This window comes from Sphingobacterium sp. ML3W, from assembly GCF_000747525.1.
GTDB lineage: Bacteria > Bacteroidota > Bacteroidia > Sphingobacteriales > Sphingobacteriaceae > Sphingobacterium.
In genome coordinates this window covers 1,338,554-1,359,745 of sequence record NZ_CP009278.1, presented here as the reverse complement: position 1 = coordinate 1,359,745, position 21,192 = coordinate 1,338,554, and the positions used below count along the sequence as shown (strand labels likewise).

General features: G+C 37.3%; 18 protein-coding genes and 1 tRNA gene. 6 read left to right on the top strand and 13 right to left on the bottom strand.

The window, feature by feature from the left end:
- Positions 1-214: 214 nt before the first annotated feature.
- The 5 genes from KO02_RS05880 to KO02_RS05860 form a co-directional block, all read right to left on the bottom strand.
- The gene (locus KO02_RS05880; protein ID WP_038696657.1) at positions 215-1,993 is read right to left on the bottom strand and encodes an AMP-dependent synthetase/ligase; all 1,779 of its coding nucleotides are present in this window, start codon (positions 1,991-1,993) and stop codon (positions 215-217) included.
- Positions 1,994-2,215: 222 nt separating this feature from the next.
- A complete protein-coding gene (locus tag KO02_RS05875; RefSeq protein ID WP_038696655.1) occupies positions 2,216-2,713 on the bottom strand; it encodes a thioredoxin family protein in 498 nt (165 codons plus the stop codon).
- A 79-nt stretch (positions 2,714-2,792) separates the two neighbouring features.
- Entirely contained in the window at positions 2,793-3,809 is a 1,017-nt protein-coding gene (gene fbp / locus KO02_RS05870) for a class 1 fructose-bisphosphatase (protein WP_038696653.1), read from the bottom strand.
- 32 nt (positions 3,810-3,841) lie between these two features.
- Complete coding sequence (pckA, locus tag KO02_RS05865; protein ID WP_038696652.1) at positions 3,842-5,410, bottom strand: phosphoenolpyruvate carboxykinase (ATP); 1,569 nt, start codon at positions 5,408-5,410, stop codon at positions 3,842-3,844.
- Between the two features lie 264 nt (positions 5,411-5,674).
- Positions 5,675-6,049 (bottom strand): YkvA family protein, encoded by a 375-nt coding sequence (locus KO02_RS05860; protein WP_051959773.1) that lies wholly within the window; start codon positions 6,047-6,049, stop codon positions 5,675-5,677.
- A gap of 138 nt (positions 6,050-6,187) precedes the next feature.
- Here KO02_RS05860 and KO02_RS05855 point away from each other — a divergent pair, with 138 nt between their 5' ends.
- Positions 6,188-6,379 carry a hypothetical protein gene (locus KO02_RS05855; protein WP_038696650.1) on the top strand — a complete coding sequence of 64 codons (192 nt, stop codon included), beginning with the start codon at positions 6,188-6,190 and terminating at the stop codon, positions 6,377-6,379.
- Between the two features lie 50 nt (positions 6,380-6,429).
- Here KO02_RS05855 and KO02_RS05850 read toward each other — a convergent pair whose 3' ends face one another.
- From KO02_RS05850 to KO02_RS05835, 4 genes are all read right to left on the bottom strand, one after another.
- Entirely contained in the window at positions 6,430-7,884 is a 1,455-nt protein-coding gene (locus tag KO02_RS05850; protein ID WP_038696648.1) for a L,D-transpeptidase family protein, read from the bottom strand.
- Between the two features lie 162 nt (positions 7,885-8,046).
- Entirely contained in the window at positions 8,047-8,466 is a 420-nt protein-coding gene (locus KO02_RS05845; protein WP_038696646.1) for an SH3 domain-containing protein, read from the bottom strand.
- 20 nt (positions 8,467-8,486) lie between these two features.
- Entirely contained in the window at positions 8,487-8,981 is a 495-nt protein-coding gene (locus tag KO02_RS05840; protein ID WP_038696644.1) for a BON domain-containing protein, read from the bottom strand.
- Positions 8,982-9,069: 88 nt separating this feature from the next.
- Entirely contained in the window at positions 9,070-9,534 is a 465-nt protein-coding gene (locus KO02_RS05835; RefSeq protein ID WP_235212355.1) for a GreA/GreB family elongation factor, read from the bottom strand.
- A gap of 146 nt (positions 9,535-9,680) precedes the next feature.
- Between KO02_RS05835 and KO02_RS05830 the strand changes: the two genes are divergently transcribed.
- Positions 9,681-9,768 (top strand) — tRNA-Ser (locus tag KO02_RS05830).
- A gap of 580 nt (positions 9,769-10,348) precedes the next feature.
- Here KO02_RS05830 and KO02_RS05820 read toward each other — a convergent pair.
- Positions 10,349-11,137 carry an NIPSNAP family protein gene (locus tag KO02_RS05820; RefSeq protein WP_038696640.1) on the bottom strand — a complete coding sequence of 263 codons (789 nt, stop codon included), beginning with the start codon at positions 11,135-11,137 and terminating at the stop codon, positions 10,349-10,351.
- A gap of 515 nt (positions 11,138-11,652) precedes the next feature.
- Positions 11,653-11,877, bottom strand: a complete 225-nt coding sequence (locus KO02_RS05815; RefSeq protein WP_038696638.1) for a CDGSH iron-sulfur domain-containing protein — start codon at positions 11,875-11,877, stop codon at positions 11,653-11,655.
- A 372-nt stretch (positions 11,878-12,249) separates the two neighbouring features.
- Here KO02_RS05815 and KO02_RS05810 point away from each other — a divergent pair, with 372 nt between their 5' ends.
- The 4 genes from KO02_RS05810 to KO02_RS05795 all read left to right on the top strand — a co-directional run bounded on the left by KO02_RS05810 (position 12,250) and on the right by KO02_RS05795 (position 18,361).
- Positions 12,250-12,654 carry a hypothetical protein gene (locus KO02_RS05810; RefSeq protein WP_038696635.1) on the top strand — a complete coding sequence of 135 codons (405 nt, stop codon included), beginning with the start codon at positions 12,250-12,252 and terminating at the stop codon, positions 12,652-12,654.
- Positions 12,655-12,776: 122 nt separating this feature from the next.
- Positions 12,777-14,060: an efflux RND transporter periplasmic adaptor subunit gene (locus KO02_RS05805; protein ID WP_081918311.1), complete on the top strand. Its 1,284-nt coding sequence runs from the start codon at positions 12,777-12,779 to the stop codon at positions 14,058-14,060.
- Positions 14,061-14,076: 16 nt separating this feature from the next.
- Positions 14,077-17,172 carry an efflux RND transporter permease subunit gene (locus KO02_RS05800; RefSeq protein WP_038696633.1) on the top strand — a complete coding sequence of 1,032 codons (3,096 nt, stop codon included), beginning with the start codon at positions 14,077-14,079 and terminating at the stop codon, positions 17,170-17,172.
- Between the two features lie 10 nt (positions 17,173-17,182).
- Positions 17,183-18,361, top strand: coding sequence for a TolC family protein (locus KO02_RS05795; protein ID WP_038696631.1), 1,179 nt, complete (start codon positions 17,183-17,185; stop codon positions 18,359-18,361).
- 139 nt (positions 18,362-18,500) lie between these two features.
- Here KO02_RS05795 and KO02_RS22695 read toward each other — a convergent pair whose 3' ends face one another.
- Together KO02_RS22695 and KO02_RS05785 are read right to left on the bottom strand one after the other, a co-directional pair.
- On the bottom strand, positions 18,501-19,172 hold the full coding sequence (locus KO02_RS22695) for a hypothetical protein (RefSeq protein ID WP_051959771.1): 672 nt from the start codon (positions 19,170-19,172) through the stop codon (positions 18,501-18,503).
- A 160-nt stretch (positions 19,173-19,332) separates the two neighbouring features.
- On the bottom strand, positions 19,333-21,186 hold the full coding sequence (locus KO02_RS05785) for a cytochrome-c peroxidase (protein WP_038696629.1): 1,854 nt from the start codon (positions 21,184-21,186) through the stop codon (positions 19,333-19,335).
- Positions 21,187-21,192: the final 6 nt, after the last annotated feature.

The following is a 21,192-nucleotide window of genomic DNA, read 5'->3' as shown; positions in this document are numbered from 1 at the left end:
AATTAAGATTTTAAATTTCATTTAAAAATTAATCACCTCAATTTACAGGTACTATTTCACGAATTTGGACCACAAAAATGAAACTAAATGGAAGTACTCAGCACCTAAATTTAAATTATAACATTAAATAATCCATTTAAAAATGACTGAACAGGTATTTTAAATCAAAAAAATATCCCAAATCTAACCTAAGGATATGACTATTTTTTGAAATTTAATCGTCCGAGTTTTGATATAGCTGATCGTACTCTTGCTTATATTTCTTTAAGATTACCTTTCGCTTTAGTTTGAGTGTCGGTGTCAATTCACCCCCATCAATTGTAAATTCATCTGCAATAATCATGGGTCTTTTTATTTGTTCCCAATTACCGAAGTGTTGGTTTGCAATTCGAACCTCTTGATTTATTTTCTTTATGATTTTATCTTGCTTCAAAAATTCTTGTTTAGATAAATGTACAAGACCCGGTTCTTCCGACTTAGCCCAATCCATGAGGTGTGCATAACTAGGAACGATAAAAGCAGAGGCAAATTTCATTCCATCACCCACGACCATTGCTTGTTCGATAAACTTAGATTCTACCAGTTTTTTCTCAATAGGTTGAGGCGTGACATACTTTCCGCCCGATATCTTAAAAAGCTCTTTTTTACGATCGATGATTTTTAAAAATATACCATCTTCCCAAGCCCCAATATCACCAGTATACAACCATCCGTCAATAATGGTCTTATTGGTTTCTTCTGGGTTTTTATAATACCCCATCATCACATTTGGACCTTTGACTAAAATTTCCCCATCCTCCGCTAATTTTATCTGAACATTTTTTACTGCTAACCCCACTGTGCCCACACGGATACCTTTCAAATAATGATTTACCGAAATAAGTGGCGAAGCCTCTGTCAAACCATAGCCCTCATAAATGGGAATTCCAGCGGCCAAAAACACACGAGTCAATTTACTTTGTAATGATGCACTACCAGATGCAACTGTTTGTAATGCCCCACCAAGACCTTCATACCATTTATTCAGTACCAGTTTTCGAGCAAGGTTTAATTTGAGGTCATAGACGAAACTTCTTTTTGCTGGATTCGGATCATACTTTTCCCCTACCGATACTGCCCAGTCAAATATTTTACGTTTTACACCATGCAGATCATGCCCCTTTTTGATAATCTTTTCATATACTTTTTCCAATATCCTAGGAACCGCGGTCATGATATTGGGCTTTACTTCCATTAAATTTTGACCAATCTTATCAAAAGATTCTGCAATATATACGGTAATACCAATATACAAATAGGTGTAGATTACCATCCTTTCATAAGCATGACAAGGAGGTAAGAATGTTAAGCCTCTATCGTATGCTTTACAGGGCGTGATCTCTTCTGCAGACCTCACATTTGCGATGATGTTATCATGAGACAACATCACTCCCTTTGGCTTCCCTGTAGTACCAGAGGTGTATATCAAGGTGGCGAGGTCTGAAGACTTCACTTGATTCTTCAGTTCTTGTACATGTCCATCCTCCACTTGTGCACCAATCTGTACCATTTCATCCCAATTACGCACTTGGTCGTGCGAAGCAATACAAAAGATATACTTTAAGGTGTAAATTGAATCTTTGAGATTCACGATTCTTTGGTAAAGACTTTTAGTACTAACAATAGCAACTCTAATCTCTGCATCATTAAAGATATACTGATAATCAGCATCTGTAATATTGGGATAGATTGCGACTACTACTGCTCCAATTTGTTGGATTGCAAAATCTATGATGTGCCATTCCACGCTACTTTCCGCTATCAATCCGACCTTTTCATTGGGCTTAACACCTAATGTTATTAACCCCTTTGCTATCGCTTGGACTTTATCTAAAAATTCTTGAGTCGTAATCGTCTCCCATTCCCCATTTATCTTATTCGAAAACATGGTCAGATCCGGATATAACTCCAACTGCCTTTCTGCCAAATCAAATATTCTCAATTTTTCTTCCATGATTACTTTTCCTAAAAACACTTGCGAAACCCTGCAAGAATATCTCTTAAACAACATGTCAAGAGAATAAGTTTACAAAACTAACCAATTGTTAATAGAAATATAATCTCCAAATACGATATCGTCCTAATCGCTATTCCATGACCTATACAAAATGAATCTACAAAAAAACAAAAAGGGCTTTAGAATATATCCTAAAGCCCTTTTATTGCTGTATTTTATTTATTTTTTAGCCCAAGTTGTGAAAAACTGCATCACTTTCGTCTTATCATAACTTTTACCGTCTTCAAAGCCGCCACTTTCCTGTATTTTCAACACCTTACCGTTGCTATCCAGCACGATAAAAAATGGATAACCTAATTTTAACGAATCAGGAACATATTTTTTGAACACATCTTCATTTTTGTTCTCTTTCGAGTAATTGAGATGATAATACAAATAATTATCTTGCAGATACTGATTGATTTCTGGTGTTTTATGAATATAATCATTGAAGCGCAAACACCAGATGCACCAATTGCCACCTGCTTGAATAACGATATGCTTAGACTCTTGACCAGCTTTCGCAATTAACTTTTGTAGATCTTCCTCTGCATTAGCTTCTGGATGATATGGATAATTCAATGTATCCTTCTCCACGATTGAATTGACTTGTGCTGCTGCCTTTTGGACACTAAAACAAACCAAGCACAGCATGATAATCCCTATAACCTTTTTCATATAATAATGATTCGAATGAAATATAAAATCAAATTTAAGCAAAGGATATCTAAATAAGGAACAACTTAGCCCAGTTTATTTACACATTTAATGATGATTCAAGTTCCATACTATAGAAATATTCAACCTGCTCCACCATTTTCCTACTCCCGATGACTATGGGGATACGCTGATGTAATGCTGTTGGTTGAATAGTTAAGATACGATCGCTACCAGTAGTGGCCTTCCCCCCTGCCTGTTCAATTATAAAAGCCATCGGATTGCACTCGTACATCAACCGCAGCTTCCCATTGGGAAAAGATAAAGTTTCAGGATAAATAAACACCCCTCCACGGATTAGATTACGATGCACATCTGCCACCATAGAGCCGATATAACGTGACGTATAAGGACGTTTTGAAGCCGAATCTTCAATCTGACAATATTTAATATAGTTTTTGATTGCTTGTGGGAATTTTATATAATTTCCTTCGTTGATAGAGTAAATCTGTCCATTTTCCGGTATTTTCATATTTGGATGAGACAAACAAAACTCCCCTATAGAAGGGTCCAAAGTAAAGCCATTTACGCCATTTCCGGTTGTATAAACAAGCATGGTCGAAGAACCATAAATAATATATCCGGCAGCTATTTGTTTTTCACCTTTTTGCAGCAGATCATCAGCCATTGTTACCTGTTCTGTACTTGCTCTTCTATAGATTGAAAAAATAGTACCAACAGAAACATTCACGTCAATGTTTGAGGAACCATCCAAGGGATCAATACAGACTATATACTTTGCGTTTTTGGAGACATCACCTTTTGATAAGTCGATTCCAAATTCATGCTCCTCCGAGGCTACATAGCAGCACTCTCCCCCCTGTTGAAGAGCCGATATGAATTGAACATCGGCATATACATCCAATTTTTGCTGATCTTCACCTTGTATATTCATATCACCACAAGCACCGAGCAGATCTGCTAACCCTGCTTTATTGACTTCACGGTTTACTAATTTTGCTGCTATGGCAATATCTCTTAATAAACGGGATAACTCCCCCTTTGCAAATGGAAAATCTGCTTGCTTTTCAATTATAAATTGACCTAACGTCTTCATATATCAAATTATTGATTTAATAACGGCTGATATTAAACAGTTGTAAAGTAGGTATCTTGGTATTTTTTGAAATTATTTTCAAAAAGTACTTTTAAAGATTTAGCCTGTTCGTCATAAGCCTCATCATTTCCCCAGAGCTGCTTGGCATCTAAAACCTGCTTAGGAACAGCTTCGCAAAATGTCGGGTATTTCAATTCAAATACCGGATGCACATCCATTGGAAATTCTTCCAATTCGCCTGATAAGGCCGCTTGGATCAAACTACGTGTATAGGATAACTTAATTCTTCTACCAACACCATATGGTCCACCGATCCAACCGGTATTCACTAACCAAACTTTAGTTTTGGGGTTGTGCTTTAATTTATCGCGCAAGAGTTCGGCATATTCCATAGGATGCAAAGGCATGAAAGCCTGTCCAAAGCATGCTGAAAATGTAGCAGTCGGCTTTGAAACACCCATTTCTGTCCCCGCTACCTTTGCCGTATAACCGTTGATAAAATAATACATGGCTTGCTCCACCGTTAATCTAGATATTGGCGGAAGAACACCAAACGCATCAGCCGACAAAAAGAATATATTATTAGGTGCACTCACGAGCTTGACATCGCGATAAGATGATATATAAGACAAAGGATAAGAAACACGCATATTTTCGGTTATCTCTGAATCCTGAAAATTAGGTATTGCTGTACCCTCATGAAATTTAACATTTTCCAGTAAAGACCCCGACTTGATTGCGCCACAGATTTCGGGTTCATGCTGAGGGTCCAGCCCTAAGCATTTCGCATAACAGCCCCCTTCAAAATTAAATATTCCTTTATCGGACCATCCGTGCTCATCATCACCTACTAAATAACGATTTACATCGGCAGATAGCGTAGTTTTTCCTGTACCAGAAAGACCAAAAAACAAGGCCGTATCTCCATCTTTACCCACGTTAGCCGAGCAGTGCATGGATAAAACACCATCTTCAACAGGTAGTATAAAATTTAAAATTGAAAAAATACTTTTCTTAATCTCTCCAGTATAACCCGTGCCAATGATCAAAACGACATGTCGGCTAAAATCTATAGCCACACAATTTGAGGCATTGAGGCCCAGTTGTTGAAAATCCGAGACCTGCAGATCTGAAGCTACGAGTACTGTCCAATCCACTTCCGAATTTTCTATACCTGCTGCTTCAATAAACATGTTGGAAGCAAAAAGATCTTGGGTCGCTTTTGTCGATACTACTAAAATGTGTTTGGCCAGGTCATCACTCGACACCACTTGACAATCTCTTACAAAAAGCTCTTTTGCGGATAAATAAGCAGTGGTCAGATCATACAATTTATTAAAAACATCTTTGGATATCGCTTGATTAACATCATTCCAAAAAACTCTATTTTCGGTGATTTCATCCTTTACGAGATAGCGATCCTTAGGCGATCTTCCTGTAAATTTTCCTGTCAAAATATTCAAAGCTCCATTCTCGGCTAGAGAAGCTTCTCCTTTTTGAATAGCATATGCCGTGAGTGCAGTTCTATCCAATTGACAAAATACTTCCTTAGGCTGGTGGATACCTAAAGCAGCTAACTGTTTAATCTTTGATAAAGTCATACTTTTGTTTTAAAATATTGACCAAATCTAGCTAAATATAATAGATAGATAAAAACAAAATTTAGCTTATTGTTTAATCTACACATCTCAAAGATGCTTTAAATCAAACGATTATGATTTAAAATAAAATTGAAACTTTTTTAAAAAGCTAAAATAAAATATTAAAACATGCTAAAATAAAACGCAACAATAGCGGTTAAAAAAAAGCCCTTGCTGAATGATTTCAACAAGGGCTTTTTTGCTATCTATTTTCGAGTTAACACATTAATTTTCTGCAGGTAAAACCTGCTTTTTAAACAGCTTATATTTTGATATTTCTTCCGATAATTTTGTTATAGCATATCCGATTATGGTAATATCATCTACCCATCCCAATACCGGAATTACGTCCGGTATAGCATCTAAAGGCGACACCACATAGGCTATTGTAGCCACAATAACCGATAAATTCCATTTATCCATTTTATAACGCCCCGAAAATGTGTCTTTACACATGGCAATCAAAAGTCGAAAATCTTCTTTTCGCGCATCTAAATTTTGAGCTTTTACCTCAGCATTTTCGAGATCTCTTGCTGTAATTTTATGTGTTTTAAATACTTCAAATAAAGTTAAGGCTTTACTTAAAAATCGTTTCTTCATCTGTTGAAATTATAAAGTTCAAAATACTAAGACGTTTATAATGCAAAAAAGTTTAATCTTAACTCCTGCATTTAGACATCATTACTTATATTATTTATTTTCAGTAAAATACAAAAAGGTTACTAAACAATTAAAAACATGTCAATAGAGACAGATTCTTATTTATTATTAGTAGCTTTAGTAAGAAATATTATTATTCACTTAAACATAACTGTTATGGCTAAAGAACAAAATGCGGTAAAGAATGATAAAAAGAAAGCTGAAAAGACGCTAAAAGAAAAAAGAGCTGAAAAGAAAACTAAAAAAGCGACTAAAAGCAAATCTGAATAAAATAAAATCCCCTTTATATCAAAACGTAAAGGGGATTTTATTTTATCGCTTTACTCTTTAATTACATATTTATTCAGCGCAACTCTTAACCTTTCATCATAACCATAAATATCTGGGAAGTGCTGAATTTTATTATCTCCGTCCAACCAAGTGGTATAATAAGATAAATAAACCGGAACCCCTTGTTTCATTTTAACCCATCTTGAGTTGTTTACAGAATCTTTTATTTCAGTCGCAATCTTAGAAGCCTCTTTTTCATTATTAACCAAAAAAGACGCCAAACTAGTAGGATCTTCAACCCGAACACAGCCATGGCTTAAAGCACGGTTACTAACTTTAAACTTCTGTTTTGCAGGAGTATCATGCAAATAAATCGCATAAGGATTAGCAAAGATAAATTTGATATTTCCCAATGAATTGTCAAAACCAGGATTTTGTTTAAACTTAAAATTTTCAACAGAATCTGCTTGCCAGTTGACGTTATATGGGTCTACAAGCTGTCCCTTCAGATTATAAACAACCATATTTCGGCTTTCAAGATAACTAGGGTTGGCTCTAACACTTCTTAATAACTCTTTTTTAACAATACTGCTCGGTATATTCCAAACAGGATTCACCTGCATTCGGTCCAATGTACCACTCATGATCGGTGTTTCATGGTTTTCACCTGTTTTAGCATAAGCTTTATTCTCCGTTTCACCTACACATACATTCATGATCTGCTGCATGGCCCCGTCATCAATCATCTGTAGCTTCATTTCAGGAATATTGACAAACACATATTTCTCAGGAAAGTCCTGCCCCATCCAGCGCAATCTTTCCATCGTCATCAAAACATCATTATAGTCCTCAGAACGAACATTTCCCTCGGTTAATAGTTGTTGAAATTTCTTATAATAAGCGTTCGTTGGCTGAGCTTCATGGATTACTTCCGAAACAATGAGATTACTATCCAATAATTGTTTTGCTTTATTTAAAGAATAGCGACTATGCTCAACAAAGTATCTTCCGTAAAGCCTTTTGGGGTTAACAATACCATTCTCCAGCATGTTAACGTAAGCAACTAACGCATCAGAAGATAGCAATTCAATTTTTGCCAATACGGTATAAGCCTCATCCAAGTCTGCTATATTGTTCTTTTTCAACTTATGCAGTGCATTTTGAATTTCTTCTGTATGAAAAATGGATGATCTAATACCATGTTCATCTGCCCTATTCAAATAATATAGCAAAGTATCCGTACCACCAGTAAGCAATTGGCCATGTATCCAAGTAAATCCTTTAGTTGAATCCGCGATTTCACTCATCCATTTTGGATTAAAAAAACGAATCTTTTCGTTTTTTAATTCCCTTTGTACAGCAGTAAAGTACGCTGTACTATCAAAATCTTTAAATAGTTTTTGGTCATAAGATGATGCCAAAATATCGCCGAAAGTAGGCGGTTTTGTTTGACAAGAACTAAAAGACAGTAAAATTAAAAGACATCCAAATACAAGATTTCGCATAATATAATTAAGATATTGCTCAAAAAATCAAAGATAACAATGTTTCAAATGATTTTGAAATTAGTTCTATAGGGAGCAACAATTGTGGTGGTTCCGCTACAGCCTAAAAAACAACAAAGCCTAAAATAAAAATTTTAGGCTCTGTAAACACATATAATTAACTTACACAGTCTGCAAATACTGCGCATAACAATATCCTTCTTCATTATCCTTTGTGCGAACAAGCCACCATTGGTCATTCGCCTTGCTAATAAGGGTTATTATCTCGTCTTTAGCGGCTTTTCCAACAATTTGTTGGTCAGTACCCGGGCCTTTACGAATATTCAAATTTGAGCTATCGGTAATGACCTTAACTTGGCTGCCTGGGACTTCAGTTGCCACTTCAACATCCATTACGACATCTCCAGTAGCAAAATTAGGATCTATATCGCCATATATTTCCCACAATTTATTTTTCACTTCTGCAGTAGGCGCTGTTCCTCTAATCTGTAAAACACCATCTCTTTCAGCAAAATTCAAGTCATTAATTCCTGATGATTTCGCAGTATCTAATAATACTTTATATTTTTCTTCTAAAGCCATAATATTCAATTTTGAAATGATTAATTAGTAGTAACAGCACTCAAATCCACTCTCTTCGGATGTAAATTATCTAAAGCTTGTTTAAGTGTTACTAACTTAGCTTTTTCAATGCTTCCAGTTACCGATATTACACCATCTTTAACAGTAGCTTTTACAGTTGGAAAATCTTTTGTTGCATCAACGATACCTTTTGCCAAGGATTCATCCACTGTATTAACAGAAATTTCTGCTGGCGCAGTTACTTGAACTATAATATTATTAACCACAGACTTGATTGATTTATCAGCTGTTTTAACATCTGTCTCAATTTGTGATTTCTCGGACTCTGAAGATGCAAAACCTTCTAGCGTTACGACCGCATCCTTAACTGAAGTTGTAATACCTTGATGTCCGCTTATTACTGTTTCCACCTTAGCCTTCAGATCAGCGTCAGAAATTTTTGATTTACACGAGGGCATTGCAACAACTAAAGTGCCCGCCAACATTAACATTGGAAATACTCTTTTTAATTCCATAATCACAGTTTTTATTTTGTCAAAAGCCTAAATATTAAATAGACACCTTGATAAAACAATTAAAGCTGCAAATAGTTTTATTTCCAGATTAATTTATAGCAAGTACATGCTGTTCTACATTATTAAAAGAAAAAGATTCCCCAATTTTCTTTTTTAGAAGCAATTTACCGATTGGTGAAAGATTTGAGATAACAAACACTTTCTCCTTATCAATAGGCACTACCCCTATGCTAATCGCAATAAAATAAACCCCCAAATTTGTATTGACAATACTACCATTCTGAACAAAACCTAAGGGCTTAGGTTGCGACAATCCATTCAAAATAGATTCATCTTTTTTAGCTTCTGCTAATTGCATTTGACATCTCGCGATATCCTGTTGCATCATTTCCCGAGTTGTTTCGTATTTATCGCCCGCACTACTTTTCGTATCATCAGTACTTGCCTCATGAGCTGATTTTAATGCCAGTTCTAAATTCGCAATCCGATCTTCAACATGCAATTTACATGCTGCCATTAACGATGATCGTAATAAAGTATAATCCTTCTCCATGTTTGCAAACTAGGGATAAAGATTTAAAGAAAAAAATCAAAATTAAAGTGACTTTAAAACAATAAGATACGGCTTAAAATGGATTAAAAAGGCCATAAATGTTAAAATAAATTTGGTAGCACCGTTAAAATTTGTACTTTTGTCGCGGAGAGCTGGCAGAGTGGTCGAATGCGGCAGTCTTGAAAACTGTTGACTGTCATAGGTCCGGGGGTTCGAATCCCTCGCTCTCCGCCAACAAAAAATAAAGCCCAACTGCAAAGTTGGGCTTTTGTTGTTTATAAGATTTTGTAAGCTTGCTTAAACAAAAGCTATAAGCAACAAAAAAATGAGCGAAGTGAATGGCTTTATTTTTTGATGAAGCCTCCCCCATTTAGGGTTCATAGAATAATCCCTCGCTCTCCGCCAACAAAAAACAAAGCCCAAAGCAAAGTTGGGCTTTTGTTGTTTATAAGATTTTGTAAGCTTGCTTAAACAAAAGCTATAAGCAACAAAAAAATGAGCGAAGTAAATGGCTTTATTTTTTGATGAAGCCTCCCCCATTTAGGGTTCATAGAATAATCCCTCGCTCTCCGCCAACAAAAAACAAAGCCCAAAGCAAAGTTGGGCTTTTGTTGTTTATAAGATTTTGTAAGCTTGCTTAAACAAAAGCTATAAGCAACAAAAAAATGAGCGAAGTGAATGGCTTTATTTTTTTTGAATAGCACCTTTAGTCAACGAAATTAAGGCATGAAATTCTACTTTGAGCCTATCCCAATTGCAAAAGCCGCACTGCCAGTGACAATACGGCTTACACAGCAATCGTTATCGGGGTATCTTATATATCCGAATAATCGGTTGGATACAGAAACCAGGTATTCCCTTTAGAGACATTATTCTGATACTCGGGCATTGCAGAAAGCTTTTTCCAATAATCGTCCTTTCCAAATGCATCCCAGTGCTTGTCACGATCAGCACGGTTCTCAAAAGTAGTCATATACATCAGGTTCGGCATAGAACTGCCTGCAACCACCTGTCCATAAAATACAGCATTAAAACCCAAACGCTTAAACAACCCAACCTCATCACCTGAATTAAACATATCAATCTTATTGGCCGAGATGTTCTCTGTCGGACCTTCATAACTCCTCAGCTCATAAACTCTATCCTTTTTTACCGCACTTAGATTCGGAAGACCGAACTTCGGGTTCTTTTCAAATGCATTCAGCAGGATTGTCTCCAATCTGTTGTACGGAGGATCATTATGTTTGGCATCTAGATAGTCGGCACCATTCTGCTGATATTTCTGATCTTTGTTTAGTTTTGCATCCAGCTTAAAAAAATCATCATGTGAGGTAAACGGAATCAGTACATAGATCAGCTTCTCTTCAACCGTCTTATTGTCGTCAACAATGGGCTTAAATACACCAACACTGGATATACCCGCCCTGTGCAAGGCCGGAAGATAAGCATCCTTTAAAAACTGGTCCACTCGACTCTCCTGCTCAGCAGTCTTCAGGTGATAGATTTTAATCTGGTAAAAATCAAGCTTTGCAGCTGCCTTTGAAATCTGTGGTACCAGTACAGCAAGCAGCATAGAAAATAACAGTAATACTTTCTTTAACATATGGTTTAATATTTGGTTTGTATGTGAATAAAGATTAAAGTTAATAAATACCTTTCTTAATGTGTTACTCAAAAGTATTAATCATACTAAAGAAATCAGCCTCACTATAATTTCTTCAGATCATCTTCCATTAAATTCTAATCTTAAAGGGACCTGAAGGATACCAGCTACTAGATTAATTAAATAATTAGTGAGTTACAATAGAGATATAATAGAGGTTTTATAGTGTTTTACCTCTATGAACCCTCTAGAAACCCTCTATTATTACTGTATTTACCCACTGTTAAAAGGAAAGCATTTCCGAATCAGGATTTAACTTGATAAGGTCAATACTTTTCCAGCATTCTCTTAATCACCTATCAAAATAGAGTTTCAAAAAGGTAACCAACTATCTTAGAAAATCTCTAACTCATGGTTTGAAAAAAAAACACCCATCTGCAACGCTTAACATTGTGCAGATGGGTATCGTATATTTATAATAATGACTCGTAATCAAAATAGATTACACAGCATGCTTATACTTTCTTTGGAGGAAGGTCAAAAGCAATCGCTTCATGTTCAAAGTGACCATTATGGGCACCATCACAAAAAGGTTTGTTTTTAGATAATCCACAACGACAGATTGAAAGTACTGTTCTGCCCTGCAAACCATATGCATCACCATTTCTATCAACGATTTCGAAATCGCCTTCTATTTTTACCGATCCATTATTGTTAATGGTAAGTTTCGTCTTCGACATAGCTATTTAATTAATATTCTATACAAAACTAGGGATAATGAAATGACTTTACACAATCTCGTTCCTATTTAGAAGCGTTCCTTTTAACAAGCGGAAACATGTTTAGTTTTTCCTACAGTAACTTTTGGATAAACCAGCATGCGGCACATACCGCAATGATCATAAGTTTGCAACATCTATATGACCAAACCGTAAAACAGTAAATAATTACCTATATTTCCAGTAAAAATCATTCCTTGATGGAAGAGGAGAAATCGGTAATTGCATAGCATTCATGAGTCCTAAATAAAAAGACTCAAACGAATAAATTTACTTGATGTGACACAATTAAAACTGTAATTAAGATAAATTTATCTAAGTTTGGAAATATTTATGAAATTCAAAAGGCACTTATTCAGTACAACAATAGCGACGATACTCTTATTATTAAGTATCATCATGCCCCATCACCACCATGGGCTTGCGACTTGCTTTACTGTAGAAGAATGCATCGATTCCGTAGCTGAAAATCGCGATTCACAAGAAACCGAACCTTGTGTCCTTGAAAAGGAATTTCTAACCACAAACAACAATCAGGATCTTGAATTTAAATTATCTGATTGGGATTTTTACAAGCAGCTGAATTTTTTCGTAGCTTATTTTTTTCAGGAATATTATAACCAGCAAGACAATCTCTCCGCTACAGAAAATGGGGGGTTATATGCTTATCAATATCCAATTTACTATAGATTGTATTCCCTTAGCATGGGTTTACGAGCTCCCCCAGCTTATTCTTAAACAATCCGAACAAAAACGAACAACGTGCTCATATAGCGGTTGTTAATTCACTTTATTATCGATTTTATTTTTGATACATCGACCTCATAGAGCGTCGCGTATCTTCCTATATCTATACAAAAATGCGTATTAAGTTATATGCTTTCTGCCTTTTTATGGCTGGAACTATCTTCGTTCTGTCGTCTTGCCAAAGCACAGAAGCAAAAAAAACAGAAAAACAAAGTATTAAACAGGATGGACATGACCATGCTGAACACGACCATAGCCATGAAGGACACGAAGGTCACGATCATGAAGGACATAACCACAGCCATGACGACGGAGAGAAAGTCGCTAAGGATAACCACACTGGTCATGACCATAGTAGTGAAGAAGGCCATTCCGACGGTGAAATCATTTTCACAGAAGCACAGGCAAAAACAGCACAATTAAAAACAGAAGTAATTGAATTACGTGATTTCCACCGTGTCATCCGTACCAGTGGTCAGATCGAAAATGCAGTTGGCGATGATGTCACCGTAGTGGCGACCACCAATGGTGTGGTATCCTTTAGCAAGTCAAACTTTACAGCAGGTAGTGCCATCAAATCGGGCGAAAATCTATTGGCCATTTCCTCTAAAAACCTACTTGAAGGTGACCCAACCAACAAAGCAAGTGCCGAATACGAAAGTGCTAAAAATGAATGGGAAAGAGCACAGAGCCTAATAGAAGATCAATTGATTTCACAAAAAAATTATCAAGATGCTAAATTGCGCTTTGAGAATGCAAAAACAACCTTCAATGCATTATCTGCAAACCGCAGCAGCAATGGTGTGCTTGTGAAAGCACCGATTGCCGGATTTGTTAAAAACAAATTGATCCAAGACGGTGACTACGTAACCGTAGGACAGCCAATTGCTACGATTACGAAAAACAAAAAGCTGCAGCTTCGAGCAGATGTAGCAGAAAAATACTTCAGCGATATGCATAGCATCAAAACCGCATATTTCCGTACTTCTTACGATAACAAAACACTGAAATTAGAACAACTCAATGGACGACTCGTCTCCTATGGTAAAGGCATCGAGAAAAATTCATTTTACATACCCATGTTATTTGAATTTGATAATGTGGGCACCGTTCTTCCGGGTGCATATGTCGATATATCGCTCATTGCACACCCTATTCCGCAGGCGCTCACCGTACCAGTATCTGCATTAACCGAAGATCAGGGCGTATACTTTATATATCTAAAAAAAGGAAAAGAAGTATTTAGCAGACAGGAGGTCAAAATAGGTCATAGTGATGGAGAACGTGTTTTGATTACTTCAGGGCTAAACAAGGGCGAAGAAATCGTAACAAATGGTGTTTATCAGGTCAAGATCGCAGCAAATGCATCGTTGATTCCTGAAGGTCATGTACATTAATTAAGGAATCAACAAGATGTTAGATAAAATAATTAAATTTTCACTGAACAACAGATTAGTTGTGCTAGTGGCGTCTGTCTTATTGATGATTGCGGGTGTATATACTGCAAAAAACATGGAGGTCGACGTTTTCCCAGATTTAAATGCGCCAACCGTCGTTATCATGACTGAGGCTAAGGGTATGGTACCAGAGGAGGTTGAACGATTGGTTACTTTCCCTGTGGAAACCGCCATTAATGGTGCAACAGACGTACGTCGTGTTCGCTCCAGTTCTACCACAGGATTCTCCGTAGTGTGGGTAGAATTTGAATGGGGAACCGATATTTTTAAGGCCAGACAGATCGTATCCGAAAAATTGACGGTTGTTCAAAATGACTTACCAGATAATGTGGAGAATCCCACATTAGGTCCACAGTCCTCTATATTGGGAGAGGTCATGATCATTGGGCTTCAATCCGACAGTACCTCGCTCCAAGAGTTGAGAGCATTGGCCGATTGGACAATACGTCCTCGTCTATTAGCTACGGGTGGAGTCGCACAAGTCGCCGTATTGGGGGGTGATATCAAAGAGTACCAAATTCTTCTCCATCCCGAAAAGATGAAACATTATGAAGTATCCATGTCCGAAGTAATGGATGCTGTAAAGTCAATGAATCAAAACGCAACGGGTGGAGTACTTTACGAATATGGTAACGAATACTTGGTTCAGGGGATTATCTCCACCAATAACTTAGAAGAAATCAGTCTTTCGGTCATCAAATCGATTAACAATACACCTATTTTATTATCTCAAGTTGCCGAAGTACGTATCGGAAACAAGGAGCCTAAAATAGGTTTAGCCTCGGTGAAGGGAAAACCTGCGGTATTGATCACCGTCACGAAACAACCGAATACAGGTACGATCGAACTGACCGAAAAAATAGATATGGCGTTGGAAGATTTAAAGCGAAATCTACCTGATGATATACAAATCTCATCGGATATCTTCCGTCAATCGCGTTTTATCGACAGTTCGATAAATAATGTCAATAGCGCGCTGATTGAAGGCGGTATATTTGTCGTCATTATTCTATTCATCTTTTTGATGAATGTACGTACGACCTTGATTTCTCTAGTTACCATTCCCCTATCGCTCGTAGCTTCCATACTGGCACTTAAAGGAATGGGACTTACGATCAACACCATGAGTCTGGGCGGTATGGCTATTGCTATCGGCTCGCTTGTGGATGATGCCATTGTCGATGTCGAAAATGTCTTCAAACGCCTTCGAGAAAACAGGCTATTGCCTATTCAACAGCAGTCCCCTCTACTGAAGGTCATTTACGAAGCTTCACGAGAAGTGCGCATGCCGATCTTAAACTCGACACTCATTATCATTGCTAGTTTTGTACCCTTATTTTTCCTTTCTGGGATGGAGGGACGTATGTTGGCACCATTGGGTATAGCTTTTATCATCGCACTTGCTGCCTCGACAGTTGTGGCGCTGACTCTTACCCCCGTATTGTGTAGCTTTTTACTCAACTCAAAATCTGAAAGTTCGAAAAAAGAACCTTGGGTAACTTTTCATCTAAAAAGAGTATATGAAAAATGTTTGCTCTGGAGTTTGAAATACAAAAAAAGTATCATAGCCGTGACCGTCGTTATCTTTATGGTATCGTTGGGTTTATTCTTTACGCTTGGAAGAAGTTTTCTTCCTTCTTTCAACGAGGGTTCTCTGACCGTCAATGTCAATACATTACCGGGTGTATCTCTTGAAGAATCGGATAAAATCGGTAATCTGGCGGAGAAAATATTGTTGTCTATTCCTGAAATAAAAACAACAGGACGAAAGACGGGGCGTGCAGAACTAGACGAACATGCTTTAGGGGTGAATGTTTCGGAGATTGAAGCTCCATACGAGCTTTCGGACCGGACACGTGAAGAATTTGTTGCTGATGTTCGCGAACAGTTGAATCTTATCCCTGGAGTTAGCCTGGAGATCGGTCAACCGATATCGCACCGCATCGATGCCATGCTATCAGGGACGCAAGCTAATATCGCGATAAAAATATTTGGGTCAGATTTGCATCAACTCTATGAAATTGCCAATAAGATTAAAGGCTCAATCGGTGGCGTTGATGGACTTGTCGATCTGAATGTAGAACAACAGATCGACAGACCGCAGTTGAAGATAAAACCAAAGCGTGCTCTTTTGGCCAAATACGGCATTACGCTGCCGCAACTTTCAGAGCAAATCGAAGTGCTACTCGCAGGAACGGAAGTATCCAGTGTATACGAAGGGAATCAGGTTTATGACCTGACCGTAAAAGTGAACCCGGACCATCGTACCAATATGGAATCCATAAAAAACCTGATGATAGATGCCAATGGCCAGAAAATCCCATTGGAGCATGTCGTGGACATCACTTCTTCTACTGGTCCTAACACCATCAATAGAGAAAATGTGTCCCGCAAGATTGTCGTCTCTGCCAATGTTGAAGGACGCGATTTAAGAGGTGTCGTTAATGATATACAAGAAAAAATCAAAACAGATGTACCCTTACCAGAAGGATATAGTATTGAATATGGTGGGCAATTTGAAAGTGAACAGGCTGCCTCGCGTATTCTACTTCTCACTTCGATATTCTCCATTGCAGTCATTTATTTGCTGCTTTATAATGAATTTAAGAGTGCTAAACAATCGTTTTTAATTTTGGTCAATCTTCCTTTAGCATTAATTGGCGGCATTTTGACGCTATTCTTTACAGGTAATGATTTGAGTATCCCTGCCATCATCGGATTTATATCGCTATTTGGTATCGCTACTCGGAACGGTATGCTACTGGTATCACGATTCAATGATCTGCAACAACAAGGTATGAGCGTCATCGACAGTGTCATTCACGGTTCGACGGACCGTTTAGCTCCTATCCTCATGACAGCTTTCACCTCGGCACTTGCCTTGATACCGCTAGCAATGGGCGGAAGTCTACCCGGTAATGAGATCCAAAGCCCCATGGCACAGGTACTACTTGGCGGATTGATAACCTCTACACTGCTCAATGCTTTTATTGTACCGATTGTGTACACCATGATGGGCAAAAAAGAAAAAAATACAATAACATTAGATTAATTCGGAAGACATGAAATATTTAGTTTTCATATTCATCTTATCTCTGAGCTATTCACCCTCATTTGCACAAACTGTCTATGAGCGCATACTACAGGATATAGATCAAAACAATACAAGCTTGCGTGCTTTAAATACGCAAATCGATGCCCTCAAAGTACAGAACTTGACAGGCATTTACCTGAATAACCCAGAAGTAGCATACAGCTACCTCTGGGGGAAACCAAGTGATTTGGGCAAGCAACAAGACCTGAGCATAACACAGGAATTTGATATCGCTACGCTTACTGGCAAAAGGAAAACGCTTGCCAATAGCCAAAACAAATTGGTGGAGTTGGATTACGATACCCAACGGATCCAAATCCTACAAACGGCAAAGGAAAACATCATTACGGTTATTTATTACAACAATTTAATCGCACAACTCGAAACGCAACAACAACATGCTCAAGAGATTTCCGCCCTCTATAAGAAAAAGCTCGCTCTTGGCGATGCTACCATTATAGAGTTCAACCGATCTAAAGTAAATTTAGCCAATATACAAGGACAGATTGCACAGATCCACACCGAACGAGAGCGTACATTAGGGGATTTAAAGCAACAAAATGGTGGTGTTGAAGTAGCAATACTGGAAACCGAGTATCCTTTAGAAGCATTACCTACCCATTTTGAAACTTGGTATGCTGAAGTCATAAAACGCAGTCCGATATTGCAATCGCTTCAACAAGAAATTATCGTCGATGATCAGCATATTGCTGTACAGAAATCGGCTAATCTTCCAACGATCAGTGCTGGTTTCGCCCGAGAAAAGATAATTGACGAAGATTTTAAAGGGGTTACTTTAGGCGTATCAATACCGTTATGGCAAAATAAGAACAAGGTAAAACATGCTAGATTAGCAAAAATAGCTTCCGAGGAAAGACTAAAGGATTTTCAAACACAAGCGTTTACGCAATTACAATCCTTATATCAGAAAGCAAATAACGATAAAAAAACAATGGAAATATACCGTAGTTCCATCGATAATAGCAGTACGAACCGATTGTTGAAAAAAGCACTTGATGCTGGCGAAATCACCCTTTTGGAGTATACCGTAGAACAGAATATCTATTACGAAAATTACAGAAAATCGGTAGAAGCACAGCAAAACTATCAGCTTGCACTGGCAAAATTACACGAATTTTTATTGTAATAAATAAGTCCTTAAATGAACTGGAGGCTCATCATCTTAACGTGATAGGCCTCCAGTCTTCATTTCCCCTAAATGCTATAGCAATGGTAGCATGCTATTTTCGTTATTCAAAAATGCTAACCAATCATCAGACTTAGCCTCAAACTCTTCCTTTAGAAGTTGATATAGTACCACCTCTTTGGCCTCTCCACATTATTAGCAAAAGCACATGCGCAAGTATAGCAATAGGAACAATAATCGTTGGTAGTAAGGCATAGGGATAAACAAGTACCGCCACATTTGGTTGATCAAAACCAAATTGCTGAATGGGCACAGGTGAAGATAGCACACCAATTGAAACAACGACAATCAAAGATAAAATTCCAAGATAATTCCATAATCCAAATACCCAACTCTTTAAAACATCATACTGAAATAGGTAAACGAATAGGAACAAGATACTAGAAAACCCTATTAAAATATCAAAATTCATCCCTTTAAAAGTCATCAATTTAGGAATCATCTTTTCGAGGTATAACGCATATAGGAATAACTCAACAATCACCCTTAAAGACTGAATGACCAACAAGAGCTGGATGTTTAATCGGGTATCCTTTATTTTTCTAAGTAGCAGGGCATTTAAAAGAATAGTGCCAATCAAACCAATGATAAATAACTTTGGATTAGAAATAAAAACACCTAAAAAAGCCAATGAACCTATCATTAATGCCCAAGCTATATTCAGAAGCAAGACTTGTTTATTCCGTCCATTTGCAAAGTAGAAAATCAATATAAAAAGAAGTGTTAAACCTAAAAAAAGAATACTATTCATGTTTTATCTTGAATTTAAAGTACAGTAATTTAAATATGGCCCTAAACTCGCTATCCTTATCAACAATTAAATTGCCATAGGACAAGAAATAATAAATAGAAAATTAAAGACTAGAATCAAATGGCTGATGAAAGGAATGAAAAAATAGACCTTACCGGTGTTAGAACACGACATGTGTACTTTCCAAACTCTCCATAAACGCAATAACATCCTTTATTTCTTTTTCAGTAAGTTGCAGATTTTCTTGAGGAAGCGTTTGATTCGAAAGATTCATTCCTAACCCTACCCCTCCCGCGTTATTATAAAATTCCATTACTTGGTCTAACGTTTCATAAACACCATTGTGCATATATGGTGCTGTTTTTTTGACATTCCGAACAGTAGGTATTTTAAATGCATTTTTATAGGAATCAATACCAATCACACTATAATAGCCTAAATCAGCGTCCAGCGTGGAGTCTGCCAAAGAGATTGGAACACCCAATACTTCTGTTTCGCTCGAAACGTATTTTGGAGGGGTAGCACCATTAAACAAAGGAACGAAATGACAGGTGGCGCATTTCGCTTTCCCCATAAATAAATTAAAACCGTTCAATTCCTGTATTGATAACGCATCATCATTACCACGCATATAAGCATCAAACCGACTGTTCAGCGTAGTCAAACTACGGATATAAGAAGCTAGGGCATTGGTTACTTGATCCGAACTGATTCCATTTTCTGACGTGGTAGAAAAAGTCTTTGCGAATAAAGATCGGTATGACCTATCTGCAGAAACATATTTTATGACCGCCTCCATCGCGCCATCCATCTCGTGTTTGTTACCGATTACATCACGCACCTGATCCTCCAACGTTAACGCTCTCATGTCGTAAAAGTAATTTGATTGTAAAGCTGCGTTGAGTAATGTAGGTGTGTTTCTTGTCAACAGTTTCGATGGATTATGAATATTGGTGTTTTTAACGAGTCCGTCTGTAAATGCTAAACCTGGATTATGACAGGAAGCACAGCTTCTCGTACCTGTACCCGATAATGCGACATCATAAAAAAGCTTTTCTCCCAACTCCACTTTTGCATCTGTCATATGAAATTCAGGACCGGGAGTAAATGCATCTACATTGAATGCATCGGAATCAAACATTGTTCTTGCCTCCTGCCTAAGCATTCGATTGTATTTAATTTTACGCCCCGGTAGATCCTGCTCCAGTTGCGCTATCCCAGTACTGACCTTATTTCCAAAGCGTGTAATAAAAAAAGCTCTGTCGAAGGAGTTAAAATCAGGGTGCTGTGAAAGATAAGCAATCGAGGCATCTAGATCTTGTAGTAAGGAAGTTTTTCTCTTTTTATTGATATAAAGAGAAAGGATATCACGAAGACTTTTTAAGGATTCCGAACACTCTTGCATACTGTTCAAAGAAAGTGCATTATCAAATCCAGTGATACCTAAAGCAATTATCCTAAAAACCTCTAACTTACTTGCATCCAATATTCGCCAATCGGCTAGCTGCTGATCATGGAAATAAGAAATCAGAAATGCTGTATTGGATACTAAATGCCTAACTTCACTGATGAGCTCTTCTTTTCTTGATGTATCGTAATTTGGGTAAATAAACTCCTCAATCACCTGTAAGCCCATTGGATCAATAGCACGTGCTAAAGAAGGGTCTAATAAATCAGCGTTCTCAATCTCCTCTACGGGTGGGCCATTTAATCGCTTACTCAAGTCTGCAGAAAAATATTCTGATGCCCATTCAAATTTTTTGAACAACAATCTAGACTTTAAAAATGCTTGCCGAACATTTTGTTCATCAACCTGATTTTTGCCAACCTCCACCAAAAGCGTATCTCTTACATAATCATGGAAGGATACAAGTTGGTTGAAAACTTCGTTTTGAATTTTTCGCTCACGTGAACTGACATGTGATTGTTCTGTATCTTTCGAATTAATAGAAGTAAAACTTACAATAAAGATTACGATAAACAGAAGCGCTACTATTCCGGCCTTCTTACACATAACATA

What these genes read in the sequence shown, in the direction of transcription:
- KO02_RS05855 (WP_038696650.1), top strand. Translation starts at nt 6,188, where the DNA reads ATGTCAATAGAGACAGATTCTTATTTATTATTAGTAGCTTTAGTAAGA.
- KO02_RS05880 (WP_038696657.1), bottom strand. Translation starts at nt 1,993, where the DNA reads ATGGAAGAAAAATTGAGAATATTTGATTTGGCAGAAAGGCAGTTGGAG.
- KO02_RS05845 (WP_038696646.1), bottom strand. Translation starts at nt 8,466, where the DNA reads ATGGCTTTAGAAGAAAAATATAAAGTATTATTAGATACTGCGAAATCA.
- KO02_RS05805 (WP_081918311.1), top strand. Translation starts at nt 12,777, where the DNA reads ATGCGTATTAAGTTATATGCTTTCTGCCTTTTTATGGCTGGAACTATC.
- KO02_RS05785 (WP_038696629.1), bottom strand. Translation starts at nt 21,186, where the DNA reads ATGTGTAAGAAGGCCGGAATAGTAGCGCTTCTGTTTATCGTAATCTTT.
- KO02_RS05820 (WP_038696640.1), bottom strand. Translation starts at nt 11,137, where the DNA reads ATGTTAAAGAAAGTATTACTGTTATTTTCTATGCTGCTTGCTGTACTG.
- KO02_RS05860 (WP_051959773.1), bottom strand. Translation starts at nt 6,049, where the DNA reads ATGAAGAAACGATTTTTAAGTAAAGCCTTAACTTTATTTGAAGTATTT.
- KO02_RS22695 (WP_051959771.1), bottom strand. Translation starts at nt 19,172, where the DNA reads ATGAATAGTATTCTTTTTTTAGGTTTAACACTTCTTTTTATATTGATT.
- KO02_RS05850 (WP_038696648.1), bottom strand. Translation starts at nt 7,884, where the DNA reads ATGCGAAATCTTGTATTTGGATGTCTTTTAATTTTACTGTCTTTTAGT.
- KO02_RS05835 (WP_235212355.1), bottom strand. Translation starts at nt 9,534, where the DNA reads ATGGAGAAGGATTATACTTTATTACGATCATCGTTAATGGCAGCATGT.
- KO02_RS05815 (WP_038696638.1), bottom strand. Translation starts at nt 11,877, where the DNA reads ATGTCGAAGACGAAACTTACCATTAACAATAATGGATCGGTAAAAATA.
- KO02_RS05800 (WP_038696633.1), top strand. Translation starts at nt 14,077, where the DNA reads ATGTTAGATAAAATAATTAAATTTTCACTGAACAACAGATTAGTTGTG.
- pckA (WP_038696652.1), bottom strand. Translation starts at nt 5,410, where the DNA reads ATGACTTTATCAAAGATTAAACAGTTAGCTGCTTTAGGTATCCACCAG.
- KO02_RS05875 (WP_038696655.1), bottom strand. Translation starts at nt 2,713, where the DNA reads ATGAAAAAGGTTATAGGGATTATCATGCTGTGCTTGGTTTGTTTTAGT.
- KO02_RS05810 (WP_038696635.1), top strand. Translation starts at nt 12,250, where the DNA reads ATGAAATTCAAAAGGCACTTATTCAGTACAACAATAGCGACGATACTC.
- KO02_RS05840 (WP_038696644.1), bottom strand. Translation starts at nt 8,981, where the DNA reads ATGGAATTAAAAAGAGTATTTCCAATGTTAATGTTGGCGGGCACTTTA.
- KO02_RS05795 (WP_038696631.1), top strand. Translation starts at nt 17,183, where the DNA reads ATGAAATATTTAGTTTTCATATTCATCTTATCTCTGAGCTATTCACCC.
- fbp (WP_038696653.1), bottom strand. Translation starts at nt 3,809, where the DNA reads ATGAAGACGTTAGGTCAATTTATAATTGAAAAGCAAGCAGATTTTCCA.